Below are 19,372 nucleotides of genomic sequence, written 5' to 3'. Positions count from 1 at the left end.
AAAAGTAATAAATAAGGAAGAGGTATGGTTAAAGTTTGTTAAAAATTTAACAAACCTTTATCATTTTTTTTATCAAGAAATAAACTTTTACGTTCTTTTTTAATAGTGGCTTTTACTAAATTTTTCTGTTCAGGAAAATGCTCTATTAAAACATCATTTTTAATTTCAATAGATGTGATAGATGAAATTTTTTCAATTTCAAGGTAAAAATATACAATATCTCCATCGTATTCTTTACCTATAAAATTGTAGGTTTTTACGTTATTATTTATTGAAACTTTAAAATGTTTATTTAGATATTTTTTAATGAAACTATCGGTGTTTTTATCTTCTTTTTTTGTAGATAGCTGCAAGTCAGTATTGTAGTCTTTGTTTATAGCATCTTCAATATCATCTATAAACACATTCATAATCATCTGTATAGATTGAGAATTTTCTTTGTATTCGATTTCAGTTAAAGCAAGGTAATATTTATGAAGAGTAGCAAATGAGAATAAACTAAAAGTGACTACTGTTATAAAAAATATTTTTTTCATATTAAAATTACTGTCAATTATTAAGCCAAATTACTGCTTTTTTATTATTTCTAAATACTTAATATGTTCAGTTGTTAGAATTTTAATAATTTTTAACGTTTCTCCTTCTTTATGTAATTGTTCTATTCCTAAAGGGTTACAATATTCTAAAAAGTGATAATATCTTTCGGGCGGTATCTGTAATTCCTCAAAAAAGTATTTTTCTCCTAATTCAGCTAATAATTTAGCTGGCATACCTTTTTTTAAAGCTAGTTCTTTTCTAAGTGCCCATAAACGTTTAGAATATCCGAACGGAATAATTGCAGTAGCACCCACACCTGCAAAATTGGCAGTAGGATCAGTATTTACAATGTGTGGACGAACCCTTTCATCAATATGGTCATTAGGCTCAACAACACTCATATCTACTTTTGAAAAATCCATCGTTTTTCTTAATGCTTCTTCTCTTTTATCTTCAGGTGTTTTTCTAATATCTGAAGTTATACTTCCTTGTAAATTGTGTTTTTTAATTTCCACTTCATTTAAAGTGTAAGCAATTTTTTTTATGAAAAAAGTATTATCATGCATTCCAAAAAATTTATCTAAAACATTTATTACTTTGGTTTCATAACCAACATATGAAAAACGTAAACTGTCATTAACTTTTGCAGGGATTTTGAAATCACCATTACTATTCGTGTATGTGCCGTGTTTCGTATTTAAATTTATAATATGAACATTAGGTAATATTCCTATTTTGTCTAAAATTTTACCATGAATATATCTACGTTCATTTTGAGAACATAGATTTATGGAAATTAATAAAAGAATAAGAAGGGAGATGTTTTTCATACTATAGGTTTTTAAATTCTTTAGACTTTTGTTTTAAAAAAATAATCATTGATATTTCGCCTTGGTTTAAGATACGATTAAATTTAGAATCATTTTCACAAAAATAAATAAAGCGATACAAATTATCTTTTCCAATTCCTAAATCATTAATAATGTACCTTTCATGAATATCTTTAATAAAACTAATCTTTTTCTCTCTTTCTTCAATTACTTTTAGTTTTTTTAACTTTTTTATTCTTCCAGAAATACTGTTTATTATTAAATCTAAAGATACAGAACCACCTAATAAACCTAACATATATGGTGTACTACCTCCTTGAGCAGTTTGTAACCTTCTTTCAGCAGGTGTAAGGATTCTTGATCCTGCAAATGGAAGCTTTAAAGTTTCAGCATTTATTACTTTTTCTTTTTTTATTAATTTTGAATCAGCCGACAAGAAACCTAAGAGATTATTTTTTTTTAAATTAACTTCATCTAAGGTGTAAGTAATTTTTTTTAAAACGAAGTTATTATTTTGAATTCCAAGGTGTTTTTCAGTTACTTTTAAAAGTTTAGTTTCATACCCTACAAAAGAGAATCTTAAACTATCGTTTAAATTAACAGGAATTTTAAAGTTCCCACTATCATTAGTGTAAGTACCATGTTTAGTGTTTAAGTTTATAACATGAACGTTAGCTAGGTTTCCTAGTTTATTATAAATTTTACCATGCATATACTTTCGTTCATTTTGTGAATGGATGTTTAAAGAAATAATAACTAATAAGGATAAAAATATTTTATGCATTTCTATTTTTTATTAATTATTTGAAGATAACTCACACTTTCTTTTTTTAATAATTGAATAACTTCAAATAACTTCTTATTATGAAAAAGAACTTCAACATTAGTATGACTGCAGTACTCTATAAAATGATAATATTTTTCTTTAGGTATTTTTAATTCACTGTAAAAAAAATGTTTTCCAAAGTCACGAAGTAGTTTGTCAGGAAATTGTTCTTTTTGTTCTAGTCTTTTTCTTTCTTCTCTTCTTTTTTTTTCGTAACCACCACCAATGCTGCCACTGTAAAGTTTTATACCGTCAGTAAATACATTTGGAATTCCTGGTGCTGCTGATTTTGACAAATGAATTTCATCACTACCAGTAGGCATGTTCATTATTTCATCTAATTTCATACTTTTAATACCATCCATCATTTTATTAACAAGCTCAGATATAGTATCCTTTGGAGTTTTTTTTATGTCAATTAATAAATTACCAGATAAATTATGTCTTTTTATTTCTACTTCATTTAAAACATGACTTTTAGTATGCATTTTTATTGTTATGTTTTTTTGTTGAAAAATATTTTTTGAAATAGTTATTTTTTTGGTATGGTGTTGAATAGTAGAAATTTGTAGTACATCATCTACTGAAATGGTAATAGAGAAATTCCCGGAATCATTAGAGAATGTACCTTCTTTTGTATTTAAATTTAAAATGTTAGCATTTTTTATTACTCCAAGTTTGTCTTTTAAAATTCCTTTTAAGACAGTTTTCTTTTTTTGAGAAAAACAAAGAGTAGTGGTAGTTATAATTAAGAAGAGTAATTGTTTTTGCATATAATTTTTGTTTGTACTAAACAAAGAAACAAAGTCCCCTTCTTAAAAATGTTTTAATGTCTTTGTAAATTTTTGTTAAATATAAACGCCTTACTAGATAATAGTAAGGCGTTTATATTTAACAGTGTATTCTATTTTATACTATTTTTCTAAAACTATGTACTGTATACCATTTATTTGTAAATCAATACCATTTATTGTTTTTTTCTCATTAACAACATATTTTAAAACTATTTTATCTTTTTGAAAATCATCAATTGGAATTTCAAAAGATTCCCCACCGCTAGTAGTTAGTTTTAGAATATTATTTTCAATATTCCATTTAGCATTATTATCAAAACCATCAATAACTTTTGCATCACTTTTATTAGTTTGTGAAACTCCTAAAATTGTTGATGTTGTTACTATAGTAAAAAGACCTTTTAAAGAAAGGGAATTATCTTGATTAAAAGTAAAAGCAAAGTTATAGTTTTCACCATGTGATTTTACATTACCACTAAAATTTTGCCCTTTGTATGTTCCTTTAGTAGTTCCTTCAATTTTAAAATCAGTTAGATTCCATGTGCCTACAACATCATTATTAGTAACTGTTGGGATGTTTGAATCATTTTTTGAGCAAGAAGTGAGTGTAAGAATTAAAGAAAATAAGAAAAGTAATTTTTTCATTGTTTATTTTTTTTAAATAATTAGTTTTACCAAAGTTATAAAAATATTTTTTATGAAAAAACTAATTGTAGCAAGTACATCAACAGTTCATGGAAGTGGGTATTTAGAGTATATATTACCAGCACTTTCAATTCATTTTGAAAAAGCAACTACTATTTTATTTATTCCATATGCTAGACCTGGAGGAATAAGTTATGATGACTATACTGAAATTGCTAGAAAAGCTTTTAAAAAAATAGGTAGGGATGTAAAAGGAATTCATGAATTTAAAAATCCGAAGCAAGCAATACTTAATGCCACTGGAATTTTTACTGGAGGAGGAAATACGTTTGAATTAGTAAATCAATTATATAAAAACGATGTGTTAGAAACTTTGAAAGAAGTTTTAGATAAAGGAACTCCGTATTTAGGAACAAGTGCTGGAAGTAATATTTGCGGAGAAACAATGATGAATACTAATGATATGCCTATTGTATATCCACCAAGTTTTAAAACTTTAGGCTTAATTCCTTTTAATATTAATGCACATTATCTTGATCCAAATCCAAACTCAAAGCATATGGGAGAAACAAGAGAAACACGAATAAAAGAATATCATGTGTTTAATGCTACTAGTGTTTTAGGATTACGAGAAGGTAGTTGGTTAGAGGTAAAAGGAAAAGAGATTACTTTAAAAGGAAGTTTAACTGCTCGATTTTTTCAAAAAGATAAACACCCAATAGAATTAGATACTAATAAGGAAATAATTATATAAAAGAAAAGCCTTGATTAAAAAATCAAGGCTTTCTGACATGTTTTATTTTCCCCTAATAAAAAAACACGTCCGATATAGACACTTATCATTATAAGAACGTGGAAAAGTTATTATTATTTTATTTTTTTGCATTTAATAACAATAGGCTCATTGTTAAAATTTGTAGTGAAAAATAAATAAATATTACCTCCGTCTTTTAGCTTAGTTTCTTTTCGTAATTGAGCTACTGTTTTTGGGAAATTTCGAATAGTAATATTTGCTTGTTCGTCTAAAATTTCTTTTCTAATTCTTTTTTTATTGTATTTAAAAAACTTCTCAATTAAGAATGTTCGTCCTGGAAAATTTTCTTTTAAAAATTCAGAAGTATAAAGGTGAGAATGTTGATGTAATTTATCTAATTTATAATAACTTGAAATTTGATTAAATCCTCCAGATTTTAAGACAGCTGAATTAGGCTCATATAGAAAATTTAAAGGTAAATTAAAGATAGCTTTACTAATTGAATTAAAGCTAAAGTTAAACGCTTGTTTCTTTTTGTTTATCAGGAAGTTATGTGTTTTTATTTCTGTGTTTTTGTTGTGGTTTTTTTCTAATAAAAAGACAAGTTCTTTTACTTCGTTTTTTACTGCGATAATATGGATTTCTTTAACATATTTTAGTTCATTAATTGTAGCAGAAATATCTAATATAGGAGAGTTTTTAATAAGGATTATATCAGATTTAGAGAATAAAAAATCAAGGTTATCTGGAACATTAGGTAGACAATCTTTTAATAAAAACACTTTTCCTTTTGCATCATTTCTTCGTGAAGGATCAATATAAATGCAATCAACTTTCTCTGATGTTTCTTTTAAATACTCAATACCATTTTTAGGAATTGTATGCACATTTTCTACTCCAAGTTGGAGATAGTTATAGTTAACAATTTTTGATAATTCTTCATTAATTTCACAATGAATTACATTTTCAAATATTTTAGAAAAATAATAGGTATCAACACCAAAACCTCCTGTTATGTCAATTATAGTCTTACCTTTAACTATATAACTTTTATATTCGGCGGTTATTTCAGATGATGTTTGTTCTATACTTAATTTAGCAGGGTAATATATTGTACTAGTATTAAACCAAGTTGGTAATTTTTTTTCTGACTTTTGTTTAGCTATAATTTGATTGGCTAATTCTTGAATAGTAACCTGTTTAAAAGGACTGCCTTTGAAAAGTAATTTATCAATATTTGATTTTAAATTATTATTTATAAATGATTGAACATCATTATTTAAAATATATTTATTCATTAAAAAGGTAAAAATAAAATAGAGTTAAGTAAATAATACAAAAATACTGATATTTTGAATCAAGAGTTTGATTGATGTAAATAAATTATAAATCTAATAGTACGCAAAGTAAGAGTACTATTATTAAAAGAAAGTTTTTATTGAATTTTTGACTCTCTGAGAATTGAGTATTTTAATATTATTATATACTTATTCAGTATATGTAAATATATAAGAATAGGTTTTTACATAAAATTATTGCTTAAACTCTTCAAATGTTCCGTCATTATATAATAAGACAACTTTTATTAATTTTTTGGCACTCTCTGAGAATTGAGTATTTGAAATCTCTTTAGAAGTTGGTTCGCTATGAGTAAATAGAGAAGGAGTCGTGTTTTTAGTTTTTTCTAAGACTTCTTTTTTTTGCTCAATAGTAATGTCTACATTTTTTTTAGGGAAATTTCCTTCTCCATTCAAAAGCCAATATAAATCTACATCTGGAAACTTATCTACGATTTTTAAAACAAAGTCGAGACTAGGTTTATTTCTTCCTGACATTAAATGTGACATACTTGATCTTTGTACCTCAATAGTATCAGCAAAAGTTGATGATGTTAAATTATAGTATTCTAAAATTATTTTTAAACGAGTTATAAAAGCTTCTGAATTCACAATTGTCAATTATTAATGATGTGTACAAATGTAAACAATTGTATTTTAATACACAATTAATAGAATAATGTATAATAACCATATTTTAATTAAACAAAACAATTAAATAATTACATATAAACACCTCTAAAACAAATATTTAATCTTTTATTATAGAGAAAAACTATACTTTTACTTAAAAAAAGTTTTCTTTTAAGGGATGGGTAAGTTTATAATTGTAAAAAAGAAAGATGCAGGAAATTACAATTAACATTTGTAATTAATACAGAGTATGATGTATTATACAAAGATTATATTTAATTAGTATATACTAAAAAACAAAGTAATTATACTTATCAATAGAGTGTAAGGGCTAATTAATCTTATTTAAGAGCTTTAAGCTTATTTTGGTAGGTAAAATAAATAAAGAAGACAATAATACGTGTAATCAATGGAACTATAGAAAAGACTAGTTTAATAATTAGTAATATATCAACAAGTATTTAATCTTATATGATGAATTATGTCCAATTAAAATAGTCAAGAAATTTAATTTTTACCAGTAGTTTACAAATGTAACTAAGTAAAAAAGTATGACAATTAATTAAAATACTACTTATTTTTAATAACTTACTTAAATACGAATGTAAAAATAAGTTTATGACTTAAGCCTAGTGGAAAACCCGTTTATAAACTGATGTTTTATCTATAAACACTATATCATTACTTATTCTACACAATATAATTACTTTTATTATTTAGTGACTTCGTTTATTACGTTGTATAAACAAATAATCAATTTACAATTGTGAATCAATTAATAAAGGTTAACGTAAAAGTAGTTTTACCTACAACTGATGAAAATTGAATAATTCCGTTATGAGATTCTATAATACTTTTACTTAAAGTAAGTCCAATACCAGATCCATCTTTGCGTGTTGTAAAATATGGAACAAATATATTATCTTTAATTTCTGAAGAAATACCAATACCATTATCAACTATTGACAAATGTGTACGCATATTACCACCAAAAATTGAAATAGTTATTTTAGGAAGTTTAATATTCTCAAAAGCATATAAACAATTTGATAGTAAATTAACAATAACCTGTTCTATTTGTTTTTTATCTGCATTAATTATAAACTCAGATTTAATTGAGAACTCAACTTCAATATTCTTTAATATAAACTCTTGGTTAAAAAGTTGTATAGTGTTTTTAACAAGTTCAGTTAAATTAAATTTTTCTTTTTGAGGTAAAGGTAATTCTGCTAATTTTCTGTAGGTATCAACAAAAGATGTTAAATGCTTTGAACGTCTATTTATAATTTCTAATCCTTGAGATAGTTCATCAATAGTATCTGCATCCGGAGAGTCTTCTTGCAATAGAGATCCTAAATTTTCTGCTAAACTACTAATAGGAGTAATCGTATTAATAATTTCATGAGACATTACGTTCATTAATTTATACCAAGCTTCTTTTTCTTTTTTGTCAATTAATTGTTGAATAGTTTCTAAAGAAACAATTAAATATTCATATTCATTTGTTTGAGTAACTGACGTTTTTAAGAAAAAAGTTTCTTTTTCTTCGTTAATAGTTAAAACTACTGTATGTCTATGTTGTTTCCAGTCTGAAATATGAGTTAGAAGTTTTCCTAATTTACTTTTTAATAAACTCCATTTATAAAATTTGGGGATTCTTAGAAATTTACTAAAGGTAGTATTTAACTGAAAGACTTCAATAGAATCATGTTTATCTTTTCTTAAAATAAGTATACCAATATTTAAACTTTCAATTATATTAGTAAGTATAAGTTGCTCTGAAGTTTTTTGAATATTCTGTTTTCTATGTTTTTCTAATAATAATGCAGTTTTATTGTACAATGAATTTTTTCTTTTCTCTTTAGATATAGAATTTGAATAATCATCATATAATAAACAATCTATAGATTTTTCAACATCTGAAAATATTTTATTCAGATAATTAAGAAATAAAAAAAACTGAAAAAATAGCAACAAAGTAAAACCTATGGTATTAATGATGTATCCTTTTGTATAACTGCTAAAAATAATAACGCCATTAAAAATTAATAAAGCAATCCTTATACTAATTTGATAATATTGAGGTCTTCCCATTGTTTTATAATTGATGTTTTTCTAAACGTCTATATAAAGCAGCTCTTGTTAGTCCTAATTCTTTGGCTGCTCTTGAAATATTTCCTTGATGTTTTTGTAAGGCCTGTTGTATTAAGAGCTTTTCTGTTTCTTCTAAATTTAAGTTATCAGTTAAAGAATTTGTTGCCTTTTTTGTTGAAAAATGTAAATCTTCTAATTGAATTTTAGTGTTATCAGTAATAATAATAGCTCTTTCAATGATATGCTCAATCTCTCTAATATTACCTGGCCAATGATATTGGTTAAGTGCATTTAGTGCTTCTTTAGAAAAACCTTGAATTTTCTTTCGATATTTTTGATTTAATTTTTGTAAAAAGTGAGTGGTTAATAACTCTACATCTTCTTTTCTATCCCTAAGTGGCGGTAAGTTTAACTCTATTGTATTTATTCTAAATAATAAGTCTTGTCTAAAAGTTTGTTTATCAACCATTTCATGTACTGGAGCATTTGTAGCGCAAATAATTCGTACATCAATAGCACGTTCTTTTCCTTCGCCTAAACGAGTTATTTTTCTGTTTTGAACAACAGTTAGTAATTTTGACTGTAAATGCATTGGTAAATTACCAATCTCATCTAAAAAGATAGTACCTCCTTTTGCCAATTCAAAACGACCAATAGAGTCTTTATTAGCATCAGTAAATGCACCCTTTACATACCCAAATAACTCACTTTCAAATAAGTTTTCATTTAAAGATCCTAAATCTACATGGATAAAAGGATGATTTTTACGAGTAGATTGAAGATGTATTTCTTTAGCAAACACATATTTTCCTGTTCCATTTTCTCCTAATATTAAAATATTGGCATCAGTAGGAGCTACTTTTTGAACTAGCTTTATAGCAGATTGCATTGCAGGAGAATTTCCTATAATATGTTCTGTTTGTTTATGAAAATCTTTATCGTTTTGTTTTTGAACTGTTTGTAATTGTGTTGTTTTCCTCTTTGAGCGAGCTAATTCAACACCTGCATTTACAACACCATATAGTTTTTCAGTATTCCAAGGTTTTAAAATAAAATCAGTAGCACCTTTTTTAATAGCATCCACAGCTAAGTTTACACTACCAAAAGCTGTCATTAAAATAACTGTTGTTTCAGGACTTAACTCTTTAATGTGTTGCAACCAATACAGCCCTTCTTTACCATCTTCAAAACCTATTCTGTAATTCATATCTAATAAAACAACATCCACAGTAGAAGTCGTTAAATGATTACTTATTTTTTTAGGATTGTTCTCTTTTATAATTTCAGAAAAATATTTTTTTAAACTAATTCTTGCTGAAAATAAAATATCATCATCATCGTCAACAATTAGTATAGTTGCATCTTTTTTTCTCATGTTACATAATTACGTATTTGAATGATTATGAACAAATAAATGTTCGATTATGAACATGTTATTTTCAAATATAAACATAAGTTGTTGATTTATAATTAATTATAAAGTTGTTTTCTACTGGCATATTTCTGGCATAATCTATATCAAACGACTTAAATTATGGATAAGCAAATACAAACGAAAAATAAAAAAACAAAAAAAATGTTACTTTGGGGATTACCATTAGTATTATTAGCAGGAATTACATTTATGAATGTAACCCGTAAAAATCAAGTCAACTTAAAAAGAGATTCATTAAGTATAAGAAAAGTTACTAAAGGAGATTTTGAAGATGTACTTTTATTTAATAGTACAATTGAACCTAAAACGTCTGTTTTAATTAATGTAATTCAAGGAGGTTCAGTTTCTGAAATTTTTGTTGAAAGCGGACAAATGATTAAAAAAGGAACACCTCTTTTAAAAGTGTATAATCCAAATGCTGAATTAAACTATTTGACCCAAGAGACAGCAATCGTTGAACAAATTAATAATTTGAGAAACATTAGAGTTAATATAACCAATCAGCAATTAAATTTAGATCAGCAATTATTGAGAATTAATAATGATTTTAAAAATGCGAAACGACAATATAGTTTAGATACCACATTATATAAAAAAGGAGTAGTAGCAAAAAATGAATACCAAAAGTCGGTTCAAGAATATACTTTTCAAAAAGAACGAAGTGGAGTAATAAAGAAGAGTGTAGGAGAAGAGAAAAAAAATAGAGGCATTCAATTGGCAAGAATCAATTCTTCAATTGCTAACATGCAAAAAAGTTTAAATTTACTTAGAAAAAATAAAGAAAATTTTATTGTTAAAGCTCCAGTTGATGGCTTCTTATCTTCATTTAACCCTATTTTAGGAGAGAGTTATACACAAGGACAGTTTGTTGGAAAGGTAGATGTACTAAATGGTTATAAATTAGTAGCTAAAGTAGATGAATATTATATATCAAAACTTAATGAAGGAGTTAAAGGAAATGTTAGTGTTAATAAAGTAACGTATGCTATTAAATTAGCAAAAATTTATTCTGAAGTAGTTAATGGAAGATTTACTGTTGAATTAAAATTTGAAAAAGATTCGTTAACCAATGATTTAAAAAGAGGAATGTCTTTAAAAAGTAAATTATTCCTTTCAAATAATAGTAAAGCTTTATTAATATCTAAAGGTCAATTTTATCAAAACACAAACGGTAAATGGGCTTTTGTTTTGAGTTCCGAAAATAAAGCTGTAAAAAGAAAAATTACAATAGGAAGAGAAAATCCTTTTTATTATGAAGTTTTAGGAGGTTTAAAAGAAGGAGATAGAATAATTACATCTAGTTATGATGCTTTTAAAGATGTAGAAGAGGTTAATATTCAGTAGTACTTATTATTAGGTATTGATAGTTAGTTAAAAAGACAATAAAAAATTAAAAAATATATTATGATTAAAATAACAGATTTAGTAAAAGTATACAGAACTGAAGAAGTAGAAACAACTGCTTTAAATAAATTAAGTTTAGAGGTTAAAGAAGGAGAATTTGTTTCTATAATGGGAGCTTCAGGTTGTGGAAAATCTACTTTATTAAATATAATTGGACTATTAGATGCACCTGATGATGGGAGCTATGTATTTGATACTACTGAGGTAGCTAATTTTAATGAAAGAGAAAGAGCTGGGTTACGAAAAGCAAATATTGGTTTCATTTTTCAGAATTTTAATTTAATAGATGAATTAACAGTATATGAAAATGTAGAATTGCCATTGATTTATAATAAAGTAAAAGCATCAGAAAGAAAAAAACGTGTCAATGAAATTTTAGAAAGAATTGGTATTGCCCATAGAACAAAACACTTTCCATTACAACTATCAGGAGGGCAACAACAAAGAGTAGCAGTTGCTAGAGCTTTAGTAACAAACCCAAAATTAATTTTAGCTGATGAACCAACGGGTAATTTAGATAGTAAAAGCGGAAATGATGTAATGGAATTATTAACTGAATTACATGCATCAGGAGCTACTATAGTTATGGTAACACATTCTTCTTATGATGCACAATTTTCAACAAGAATAATCACTTTGAAAGATGGTGAGATTATTTCTCAAAAAGTAAATGAGCATAAAGTAGATGTTTTAGTGCAGTAACTTAACTCTTTGAAAATCAATTTAAAATGAAAAAAATAAACATACTTATATTAATAATAATTGTTCTTTTGACTTCTTGTAAAAAAGAACAAGAATCAACTCAAAATACTGAGCAAAATTTTTTAAATACTGCAATAGAGAGTTATTTAAAAGATCAAAAAAAAATCCATGAAATTCCTGGTTTTGCACTAGCAGTTATAAAAAATAATAAAACAATTTACAAAGGATACTTTGGAGTTGAAAATATAGAAACGAATAAAAAAGTTGATGCATCAACAATTTTCCCTGTGTTTTCTGTTACTAAGTTAATTGCAGCAACAACCATTTTTAAATTAATAGAAGAAGGGAAATTAACTTTAGAAGATACTATAGGACAGTATATAGACGATTTACCTTTAACATGGCAAAGTGTTACTATAGCAAACTTATTAACTCATTCTTCTGGTTTACCTGATTTCTTTTATGATAATAAAGAACTTACTGATAACGAAATGTTTTCATTGATAAAACAAAAAGAATTACTATTTACTCAAGGAAATGAATGGAAATATACTCAAACGAATTATTGGTTTTTAGCAAAAATAATACATAAAGTTACCAGTGTTCCTTTTGATTCTTATGTGTTAAACACTCAATTTGAAAATGCAAAAAATCCTGTTTTCTTTTCAATGGATTTTAAAAATCGTGTGGAAAATCGTGTACTGGAGTATATGTATAATAATGAAACGAATCAACAAGAGGCTGATGAAGTTTTGTTTAAAGGAAAAAGGGGAGATGCAGCTGGCGGATTAAATATTAGTTTAGATGATTTTATTTTATGGAATCAAAATTTTGACAAGAACTCTATCATAAACCCTACTACAAAAGAAAAAATGTGGCAGCCTTTTAAATATAATAATCCTGAAGATGAGTTTTTACATGGTTGGGGACTTTATAATTTAAATAATACTGATTCTTATGGATTTACAGGTGGACTTAAAACTGGTTTTAGAAAATTTATTAAAAATGATATGACAATTATATTCTTATCTAACGGATTTAAATATTATCCAACTCATAATATTATAATTGATCATATAGCAGGAATGGTAGATGAGAATTTATTGGATAAAGGTTCTTTGATTAATGAAAAACTATCTAATACATTTTTAAAAGAAACTACAGAAAAGGCAATACTTGAGTTTAAAAAGATTAAAACAGCAAATCCAAATACAAATTTAGAAAGTGCTTTAAATCGTATTGGATATGTTTTTTTAAGAAGCAATAGTTTAGAAAAAGCAATTACAGTTTTTAAATTAAATACCCAAGAATATCCAACATCTGGAAATGTATTTGATAGTTTAGGAGAAGCGTATTTTGTTTCTGAAATGTACAAGCTATCTAAAGAAAATTACAAGAAGTCATTAGTATTAGATCCAAAGAATGAAAATGCTAAAATGATGTTAGAAAAAATAGAAAAATTAACTACTAAAAACTAAAATTATGTTACAAACGTGGTTTAAAATATTCTTTAGAAATCAACAAAAAAACTGGTTAAACATTTTAATAAATGTATCTGGACTAACATTAGGTTTAGCAGGGTTATTAATTATTTTGTTATACTTAAATGAAGAAAATAGTTACAATCAATGGAACCCAAATAAAAACAACATTTACAGAGTAAATGTAAAGCATAGAGCAAACGGAACTTGGCATGTTGCAACTGCAGGACAATATCACTTGTATAAAAGTGATATTCCTGAAGTAGAAGAAACATTAATGATTGATAATGATTATAGAAGTAGAGTTGTTATTCACGAAAATTTAAATGAATTCACAAAAAAGGTTGTATATACAGAACCTCAGTTCTTTAGTTTTTTTCCTTTTGATATATTGAAAGGAAGCACACAAAAATTTGAAGAAAGCAGAAGACATTTAGCACTTTCAGAAGCTTTTGCAAAACGTCTTTTTAAAGAAGGTAGTGCAATTGGAAAAATTGTTAAAATTGGAGAGATTGATTATACAATAACTACAATTTTTAAAGTACAAGGTAATTCACATGTAGAACCAGATATGATTGTTCCTTTTGAAGAACCTTATGAAGTAAATTGGGGAAATCATAACAATGAAGTTTTTTGTAAAATAAAGGAAAATACGGATTTGGTAGCCTTGAAAGAAAAAATGGATACTATTTTAATAGAAAAAGCATACACAAAAGAAGCAGAAGAAGGAGGTGTTTCTTTAGAAGTTTATGAAGAACGTTTTGGCTTTAGAGAGGTTGTATTAGATCAATTAGATACTATTTATTTACACAATACAGCTAAACGTGCTGGTCCAAGTGGAACTGGAAACTATCAATTATTGGTAATTTTATTAGGCTTATCTATTTTACTAATTATTATTTCTTGTGTGAATTTTATTAACTTATCTATTGCAACAGCAACACAAAGATCAAAAGAAATAGGTGTAAAGAAAACATTAGGTTCTTCAAAAAAACAATTGATGCTTCAATATGTTTTAGAAATTATTTTCCAAGGTATAATATCATATATTTTATCATTAATTCTTGTAGAACTAGTATTACCATACTTTAATGAGTTTGTTGGAAAAGATATTTCAATACTTCAAATGTCTACTATAGGTATGCTGTTTTTAGTTATGTTTTTAGTGTCTTTGTTAGTTGGAATTATTCCAGCAATTTACATTGCCAATTTTAAAGCTGTAGAAGTATTAAAAGGAAATGTGTCTAAAACCAAAAGAGGAAATTTAGCACGTAATATAATGTTAGGAATACAGTTTTTAATTTCTGGTTTTTTTATCATCAGTATTTTTGTAATCAATTACCAAATACAGTTTATGATAAATAAAGATTTAGGTTTTTCTAAAGAATCTACTTTATCCGTAGATGTTTATAATATAGGTGACGGTCAGTTCAAGAAATATAAATTAGCTAAAGATGTACTTTCTAAAAATGAAAACATTATTGATATAAGTACTAGTATGTTTATTCCTGGTGAAGGATTTGTAAACGGAACAGATTTTAGATATACAGAAAAAAATATTAGCTTTAATAGTGCTTCTAATTTGGTAGATTTAAATTATATAGACTTTGCAAAAATTAAAGTATTAAAAGGAAGAGGGTTTTCTGAAAAATTTGCTTCAGATACTATTACAGGAATTGTTATTAATGAAACTGTGGCAAAAAGAATGGGAGTTTATAATGATCCAATAGGTAAAAAAGTAAGAATAGGTTGGATGAATGATGATCGAGCAGATTTAGAGGTAATTGGTATGATACAAGATTATCATTTTGATGGTTTTGACACAGAAATATCACCAATGTTTATGGTTTCTTGGCAAACCTTTGAGTTTACCAGAAATTGGTTACCATCAATTCAGTTTAAAGTTAGAACTGATAATATTGATAAAACAATTGCAGAAATAGAGTCGTTTTGGCGAGCAAACGTTGATACAAAGTATCCGTTTAATTATGAATTTTTAGATCAGAAATTTGCTAAAACGTACGAAAAGTATAAAAAACAGCAAACCATGTTTTTAATATTATCAATTATCGTAGTAATTATAGCTCTATTAGGTCTTTTTGCTTTAGCAACACTAACAATACAACAACGCTTAAAAGAAGTAGCAATACGTAAAACCTTAGGAGCATCAGTAAAAGAAATTATGTTTCAGCTAATAAAAAACTTCCTTAAAATAACAGTTGTAGCTTCTTTATTTCTTATTCCTTTTGCATATTATTTTATGCAAAATTGGTTAGGTAATTTTGCTTACAAGATAGATATGCCTTTATTACCTTATTTAATTACACCTATTATATTAGTAACTTTAGTTTTTATAGTTGTAGGTTTAAAAGCATACAACGCTACAAAAGTAGATTTAATAAAATATTTAAAATTCGAGTAAAATGAAAAAAATGTATTTAAAATCAATATTTACTATATTAACGTTAGTGGTATTATTAGGTTACAACACTAAAATTAATGCTCAAGATAAAGTGATTACAGTAGAAGAATTTGATAAAGTACTTATTAGTCCTCATATTCAAGTTACTTTTAAAGAAGGAAAGAAAGAATCAATATATATTCAAGAAAATAAAGAACATAAAGGAATATTAAATATAAAAGTTAAAAACAAAAAACTTCATTTATATTTAGAAGGCGCAAAAATTTCTTCACCAACAAAAAAAATGAAGGTAAATGGATATTTTCAAAAAGTACCTATATATAAAGGTACAATTGTAAAAGCTGTTATAACCTACAAAAAAGTTTCCGATTTTTCTTTTAGGGGAGAACAGAGATTTGTTTTTAAAAGTGATTTAATTCAAAAAGAATGTAATTTTAACATAAAAGGAGAATCAGAGGTTATTATTAATTCAGTTGAACTGGAAAGGTTAAAATTGGCCATATACGGAGAAAGTTTTATAAATATTAAAAAAGGAATTGTAAAAAAACAAAAAATAACTGCTTATGGAGCCAGTAAAGTTGTTGCTAATGAAATTAAGTCCAATGAAGTAAAAATAACTGCTTATGGAGATGGTACTTATCAACTTAGTGCTTCTGAAAAAATAAAAGTGACTTCTTATGGAGAAGCTACTATAACATACAAAGGAAAAGCAAAGCTTAAAAAAGGTATAATAATAGGTGAATCAACAATAGAAAATATAAATTAATAAATAATTATTTAACCAATAGAGGCTATTTTTAAATAGCCTCTATTTTATTTTAAAATTAAAATTAAAAAAAGTTGTAAATTGTACGCCTTTTTTAATTTAACAACTATGAAAAATATATGCGGTTTAGATTTTGGTACATCTAATACTATTAGTACAGTTTATAAAGATAATAGAACTATTATGGTTCCTTTTGAAGGAATTAATAAATCCTTACCAAGCTGTGTGTTTTTTCCTTTTGAAGAAATCGAAAAACCTATTTATGGAAATTTAGCTACCGATACATATGTAAATAATGGTTATGGTAGGTATATGAAAAGTTTTAAGAGAATATTAGGTACGTCATTTTTTGAAAAAGGAACAAACTTAAAACCTGGAACTAATATTTTTTTTCACGATATTATTGTTGACTATCTAAAGTATATTAAAAATAAAACAGAAGAATTTACAGGAAGAGAAACTGATTATGTAGTTGTAGGAAAACCTGTTCGTTTATCTGAAGAAAATAATGAGTCCAATTCAGGAATATCTCAATTAGAATCAATTTTAAAACATGTAGGTTATAAAAATTATTCTTTTCTAGAAGAACCAATAGCTGCTGCATATTATCATAAAAAAAGATTGAAAGATAATTCACTAGCTATCGTAGCAGATTTGGGAGGAGGAACGTGTGATTTTACGGTGGTTGAAGTTAATGGCAAAAAAAAGGATTTAAATATTTTATCTACATCAGGAGTATCTTTAGGTGGAACAGATATTGATAGTCATTTTGCTTTAAAAGCATTCTTTCCTGAACTTGGTTATAAAAGCCCTGATAAGTTTAAAGGTTTAATATTACCAGATACACCTTTTAGGTATGCATCTGATTGGAATAAAATAACAACATCATTATATACATTAAAAACGGAGCTTTTAGTAAAAAAAATGGTAAATAATGCTAAGTATAAAGAAAAAATAATTCAGCTTCAAAAATTAATAAATGATAAAAATGCACACTCGTTACTTGATCAGATAGAAGCTACAAAAATAAAATTATCAGAAAAATCTAGTATAGCTTTTAATAGTAAATTCATGCCTAATTCGATGAATTTAACCATAACTAAAAATATATTAGAAAATTCAATTGAAAATATTGTTAGTAAAATTCTAAATACATCTAATCATTGTTGTGTTAAGGCTGGAGTAAAAAAAGAAGCCATTGATTATCTTATTTTAACTGGAGGAACTAGTAAAATGCCTTTAATAAAAAAGTTATTCAAAGAAACTTTTTTTAATGCTCAATTAATAGAAAAAAATTCGATGGACTCAGTTGCTTTGGGCTTGTTAGAAAAAGCAAAAAAAGACTTAGATATAATTTAATTTATTAGTAATTCTTTTAACATTACTTTTTGTAAAAAGAATTAGTAAAGTATTTTAAATTTTGAGTAAATTCTTAGGTTAAAAAAGTATAATTTTGTTTTAGGTTTTCTTTGGCATTTTAATTGCTTATAGAAGTCATCTAAACTATACTTTTATGAAAAAAACGATACTATTATTACTTTTTTGCTCAATTATAATAGCATGTAGTAGTGTTAAATCTACTCAAGAAGCAATAAATAAAGGTAATTATGATAAAGCAATTAATTTATCTTTAAAAAAGTTAACAAGTAATAAAAACAAAGAAAAATATCAACCTTATGTTTTTATGCTACAAGAAGCATTTAAAAAAGTTTCTGAAAGAGAATTGTCTAAAATAGATTTTTTAAGAAAAGAAGAAAACCCTGAAAATTTAGAAAGAATTTATAATTTATATCTTTCTTTAAATAATAGACAAGAAAGAATAAAGCCTTTATTGCCTTTAAAAAATTTATCAAAAGGTAGAAACGCTATTTTTAGTCTTAATGATTATAATAATGATATAATCAATGCCAAAAATGATCTTTCGGAATATTTATATAGTAAATCTAAAGCAGTATTCTCATCAAAAAACAAACAAGATTATAGAAGAGTATATGAAGATCTTGAGTATTTAGATAAAATTAGCCCTAACTATAAAGATGTTAGACAGCTTCAAGAAGAAGCTCATAATATTGGAACTGATTTTGTTTTGGTATCATTAGAAAATAAAACAGATAAAGTTATTCCTAAAAGACTAGAAGAGGATTTATTAAATTTTGACACTTATGGTTTAAATGATTTTTGGACTATTTACCATAGTAAAGAAAGTAACAGAGTTAATTATGATTTTACTTTGAAACTTGTTTTTAGAGATATAAGGATATCTCCTGAGCAAGTACATGAAAAGGAAATAATTAAAGAAAAAAGAATTAAAGACGGATTTAAATACTTGTTAGATTCGAGTGGAAACCAAGTAAAAGATAGTTTAGGGAATAAAATAAAAGTAGATAAATTTATAAAAGCTAATTGTCACTTTTATCAGTTTACTCAGTCAAAATCGGCACAAGTAGTTGGTATGGTTCAATATTTTGATAATTATTCAAAACAACGAATTCAAAATTTTCCTTTAGAAAGTGAATTTATTTTTGAACATAGATATGCAACATACAGAGGAGATAAAAGAGCTTTAGGTAGAAGTTATTTAGATTTATTGTCATTGAGAGCTGTTAATTTTCCAAGTAATGAACAGATGGTTTATGATGTAGGAAGAGACGTAAAAGAGAAACTAAAATATATAATTACTAGAAATAAGTTTAGGAAATAAATTTAAAAGCG

Annotated in this window: 17 protein-coding genes; 8 read left to right on the top strand and 9 right to left on the bottom strand. The window is 25.8% G+C overall.

Translation table 11 applies throughout. The features are described 5' to 3' along the window. Positions 1 to 38 precede the first annotated feature (38 nt). From DS884_RS13995 to DS884_RS13975, 5 genes are all read right to left on the bottom strand, one after another. Positions 39 to 536, bottom strand: coding sequence for a DUF6702 family protein (locus DS884_RS13995; RefSeq protein WP_113787186.1), 498 nt, complete (start codon positions 534 to 536; stop codon positions 39 to 41). 30 nt (positions 537 to 566) lie between these two features. Next, positions 567 to 1,367: a carboxypeptidase-like regulatory domain-containing protein gene (locus tag DS884_RS13990; protein ID WP_113787185.1), complete on the bottom strand. Its 801-nt coding sequence runs from the start codon at positions 1,365 to 1,367 to the stop codon at positions 567 to 569. Position 1,368: 1 nt separating this feature from the next. Then, positions 1,369 to 2,151 (bottom strand): carboxypeptidase-like regulatory domain-containing protein, encoded by a 783-nt coding sequence (locus DS884_RS13985; RefSeq protein WP_113787184.1) that lies wholly within the window; start codon positions 2,149 to 2,151, stop codon positions 1,369 to 1,371. A 2-nt stretch (positions 2,152 to 2,153) separates the two neighbouring features. After that, entirely contained in the window at positions 2,154 to 2,966 is an 813-nt protein-coding gene (locus DS884_RS13980; protein ID WP_113787183.1) for a carboxypeptidase-like regulatory domain-containing protein, read from the bottom strand. A 141-nt stretch (positions 2,967 to 3,107) separates the two neighbouring features. Beyond that, positions 3,108 to 3,632, bottom strand: coding sequence for a lipoprotein (locus tag DS884_RS13975; RefSeq protein ID WP_113787182.1), 525 nt, complete (start codon positions 3,630 to 3,632; stop codon positions 3,108 to 3,110). A 52-nt stretch (positions 3,633 to 3,684) separates the two neighbouring features. On the opposite strand from DS884_RS13975, the gene pepE reads away from it, so the two are divergent. Beyond that, complete coding sequence (gene pepE, locus DS884_RS13970; protein WP_113787181.1) at positions 3,685 to 4,386, top strand: dipeptidase PepE; 702 nt, start codon at positions 3,685 to 3,687, stop codon at positions 4,384 to 4,386. A 113-nt stretch (positions 4,387 to 4,499) separates the two neighbouring features. On the opposite strand, the gene DS884_RS13965 is transcribed toward pepE, so the two are convergent. The 4 genes from DS884_RS13965 to DS884_RS13950 form a co-directional block, all read right to left on the bottom strand. Then, positions 4,500 to 5,684: a class I SAM-dependent methyltransferase gene (locus tag DS884_RS13965; protein ID WP_113787180.1), complete on the bottom strand. Its 1,185-nt coding sequence runs from the start codon at positions 5,682 to 5,684 to the stop codon at positions 4,500 to 4,502. Positions 5,685 to 5,918: 234 nt separating this feature from the next. Next, entirely contained in the window at positions 5,919 to 6,335 is a 417-nt protein-coding gene (locus DS884_RS13960; protein ID WP_317047342.1) for a helix-turn-helix transcriptional regulator, read from the bottom strand. A gap of 792 nt (positions 6,336 to 7,127) precedes the next feature. After that, positions 7,128 to 8,450: a sensor histidine kinase gene (locus tag DS884_RS13955; protein ID WP_113787179.1), complete on the bottom strand. Its 1,323-nt coding sequence runs from the start codon at positions 8,448 to 8,450 to the stop codon at positions 7,128 to 7,130. Positions 8,451 to 8,454: 4 nt separating this feature from the next. Next, positions 8,455 to 9,825: a sigma-54-dependent transcriptional regulator gene (locus DS884_RS13950; RefSeq protein WP_113787178.1), complete on the bottom strand. Its 1,371-nt coding sequence runs from the start codon at positions 9,823 to 9,825 to the stop codon at positions 8,455 to 8,457. 159 nt (positions 9,826 to 9,984) lie between these two features. Between DS884_RS13950 and DS884_RS13945 the strand changes: the two genes are divergently transcribed. The 7 genes from DS884_RS13945 to DS884_RS13915 all read left to right on the top strand — a co-directional run bounded on the left by DS884_RS13945 (position 9,985) and on the right by DS884_RS13915 (position 19,361). After that, a complete protein-coding gene (locus DS884_RS13945; RefSeq protein WP_113787177.1) occupies positions 9,985 to 11,229 on the top strand; it encodes an efflux RND transporter periplasmic adaptor subunit in 1,245 nt (414 codons plus the stop codon). Between the two features lie 60 nt (positions 11,230 to 11,289). Continuing rightward, positions 11,290 to 11,991 carry an ABC transporter ATP-binding protein gene (locus DS884_RS13940; RefSeq protein ID WP_113787176.1) on the top strand — a complete coding sequence of 234 codons (702 nt, stop codon included), beginning with the start codon at positions 11,290 to 11,292 and terminating at the stop codon, positions 11,989 to 11,991. 26 nt (positions 11,992 to 12,017) lie between these two features. Beyond that, complete coding sequence (locus tag DS884_RS13935; protein WP_113787175.1) at positions 12,018 to 13,469, top strand: serine hydrolase domain-containing protein; 1,452 nt, start codon at positions 12,018 to 12,020, stop codon at positions 13,467 to 13,469. A 4-nt stretch (positions 13,470 to 13,473) separates the two neighbouring features. Then, positions 13,474 to 15,894 carry an ABC transporter permease gene (locus DS884_RS13930; RefSeq protein ID WP_113787174.1) on the top strand — a complete coding sequence of 807 codons (2,421 nt, stop codon included), beginning with the start codon at positions 13,474 to 13,476 and terminating at the stop codon, positions 15,892 to 15,894. A 1-nt stretch (position 15,895) separates the two neighbouring features. Beyond that, entirely contained in the window at positions 15,896 to 16,660 is a 765-nt protein-coding gene (locus DS884_RS13925) for a GIN domain-containing protein (protein WP_113787173.1), read from the top strand. 108 nt (positions 16,661 to 16,768) lie between these two features. After that, positions 16,769 to 18,019 (top strand): Hsp70 family protein, encoded by a 1,251-nt coding sequence (locus DS884_RS13920; RefSeq protein WP_113787172.1) that lies wholly within the window; start codon positions 16,769 to 16,771, stop codon positions 18,017 to 18,019. A 154-nt stretch (positions 18,020 to 18,173) separates the two neighbouring features. After that, entirely contained in the window at positions 18,174 to 19,361 is a 1,188-nt protein-coding gene (locus tag DS884_RS13915; RefSeq protein WP_113787171.1) for a hypothetical protein, read from the top strand. Positions 19,362 to 19,372 lie beyond the last annotated feature (11 nt).

The sequence above is a fragment of the Tenacibaculum sp. E3R01 genome, from assembly GCF_003318185.1.
Lineage (GTDB): Bacteria > Bacteroidota > Bacteroidia > Flavobacteriales > Flavobacteriaceae > Polaribacter > Polaribacter halocynthiae.
The sequence above is the reverse complement of the archived record's forward strand: the minus strand, read 5'-3'. Positions and strand labels throughout refer to the sequence as shown.

Coding starts and splice junctions, on each gene's coding strand:
- DS884_RS13995 (WP_113787186.1), bottom strand. CDS start 536: ATGAAAAAAATATTTTTTATAACAGTAGTCACTTTTAGTTTATTCTCA.
- DS884_RS13990 (WP_113787185.1), bottom strand. CDS start 1,367: ATGAAAAACATCTCCCTTCTTATTCTTTTATTAATTTCCATAAATCTA.
- DS884_RS13985 (WP_113787184.1), bottom strand. CDS start 2,151: ATGCATAAAATATTTTTATCCTTATTAGTTATTATTTCTTTAAACATC.
- DS884_RS13980 (WP_113787183.1), bottom strand. CDS start 2,966: ATGCAAAAACAATTACTCTTCTTAATTATAACTACCACTACTCTTTGT.
- DS884_RS13975 (WP_113787182.1), bottom strand. CDS start 3,632: ATGAAAAAATTACTTTTCTTATTTTCTTTAATTCTTACACTCACTTCT.
- pepE (WP_113787181.1), top strand. CDS start 3,685: ATGAAAAAACTAATTGTAGCAAGTACATCAACAGTTCATGGAAGTGGG.
- DS884_RS13965 (WP_113787180.1), bottom strand. CDS start 5,684: ATGAATAAATATATTTTAAATAATGATGTTCAATCATTTATAAATAAT.
- DS884_RS13955 (WP_113787179.1), bottom strand. CDS start 8,450: ATGGGAAGACCTCAATATTATCAAATTAGTATAAGGATTGCTTTATTA.
- DS884_RS13950 (WP_113787178.1), bottom strand. CDS start 9,825: ATGAGAAAAAAAGATGCAACTATACTAATTGTTGACGATGATGATGAT.
- DS884_RS13945 (WP_113787177.1), top strand. CDS start 9,985: ATGGATAAGCAAATACAAACGAAAAATAAAAAAACAAAAAAAATGTTA.
- DS884_RS13940 (WP_113787176.1), top strand. CDS start 11,290: ATGATTAAAATAACAGATTTAGTAAAAGTATACAGAACTGAAGAAGTA.
- DS884_RS13935 (WP_113787175.1), top strand. CDS start 12,018: ATGAAAAAAATAAACATACTTATATTAATAATAATTGTTCTTTTGACT.
- DS884_RS13930 (WP_113787174.1), top strand. CDS start 13,474: ATGTTACAAACGTGGTTTAAAATATTCTTTAGAAATCAACAAAAAAAC.
- DS884_RS13925 (WP_113787173.1), top strand. CDS start 15,896: ATGAAAAAAATGTATTTAAAATCAATATTTACTATATTAACGTTAGTG.
- DS884_RS13920 (WP_113787172.1), top strand. CDS start 16,769: ATGAAAAATATATGCGGTTTAGATTTTGGTACATCTAATACTATTAGT.
- DS884_RS13915 (WP_113787171.1), top strand. CDS start 18,174: ATGAAAAAAACGATACTATTATTACTTTTTTGCTCAATTATAATAGCA.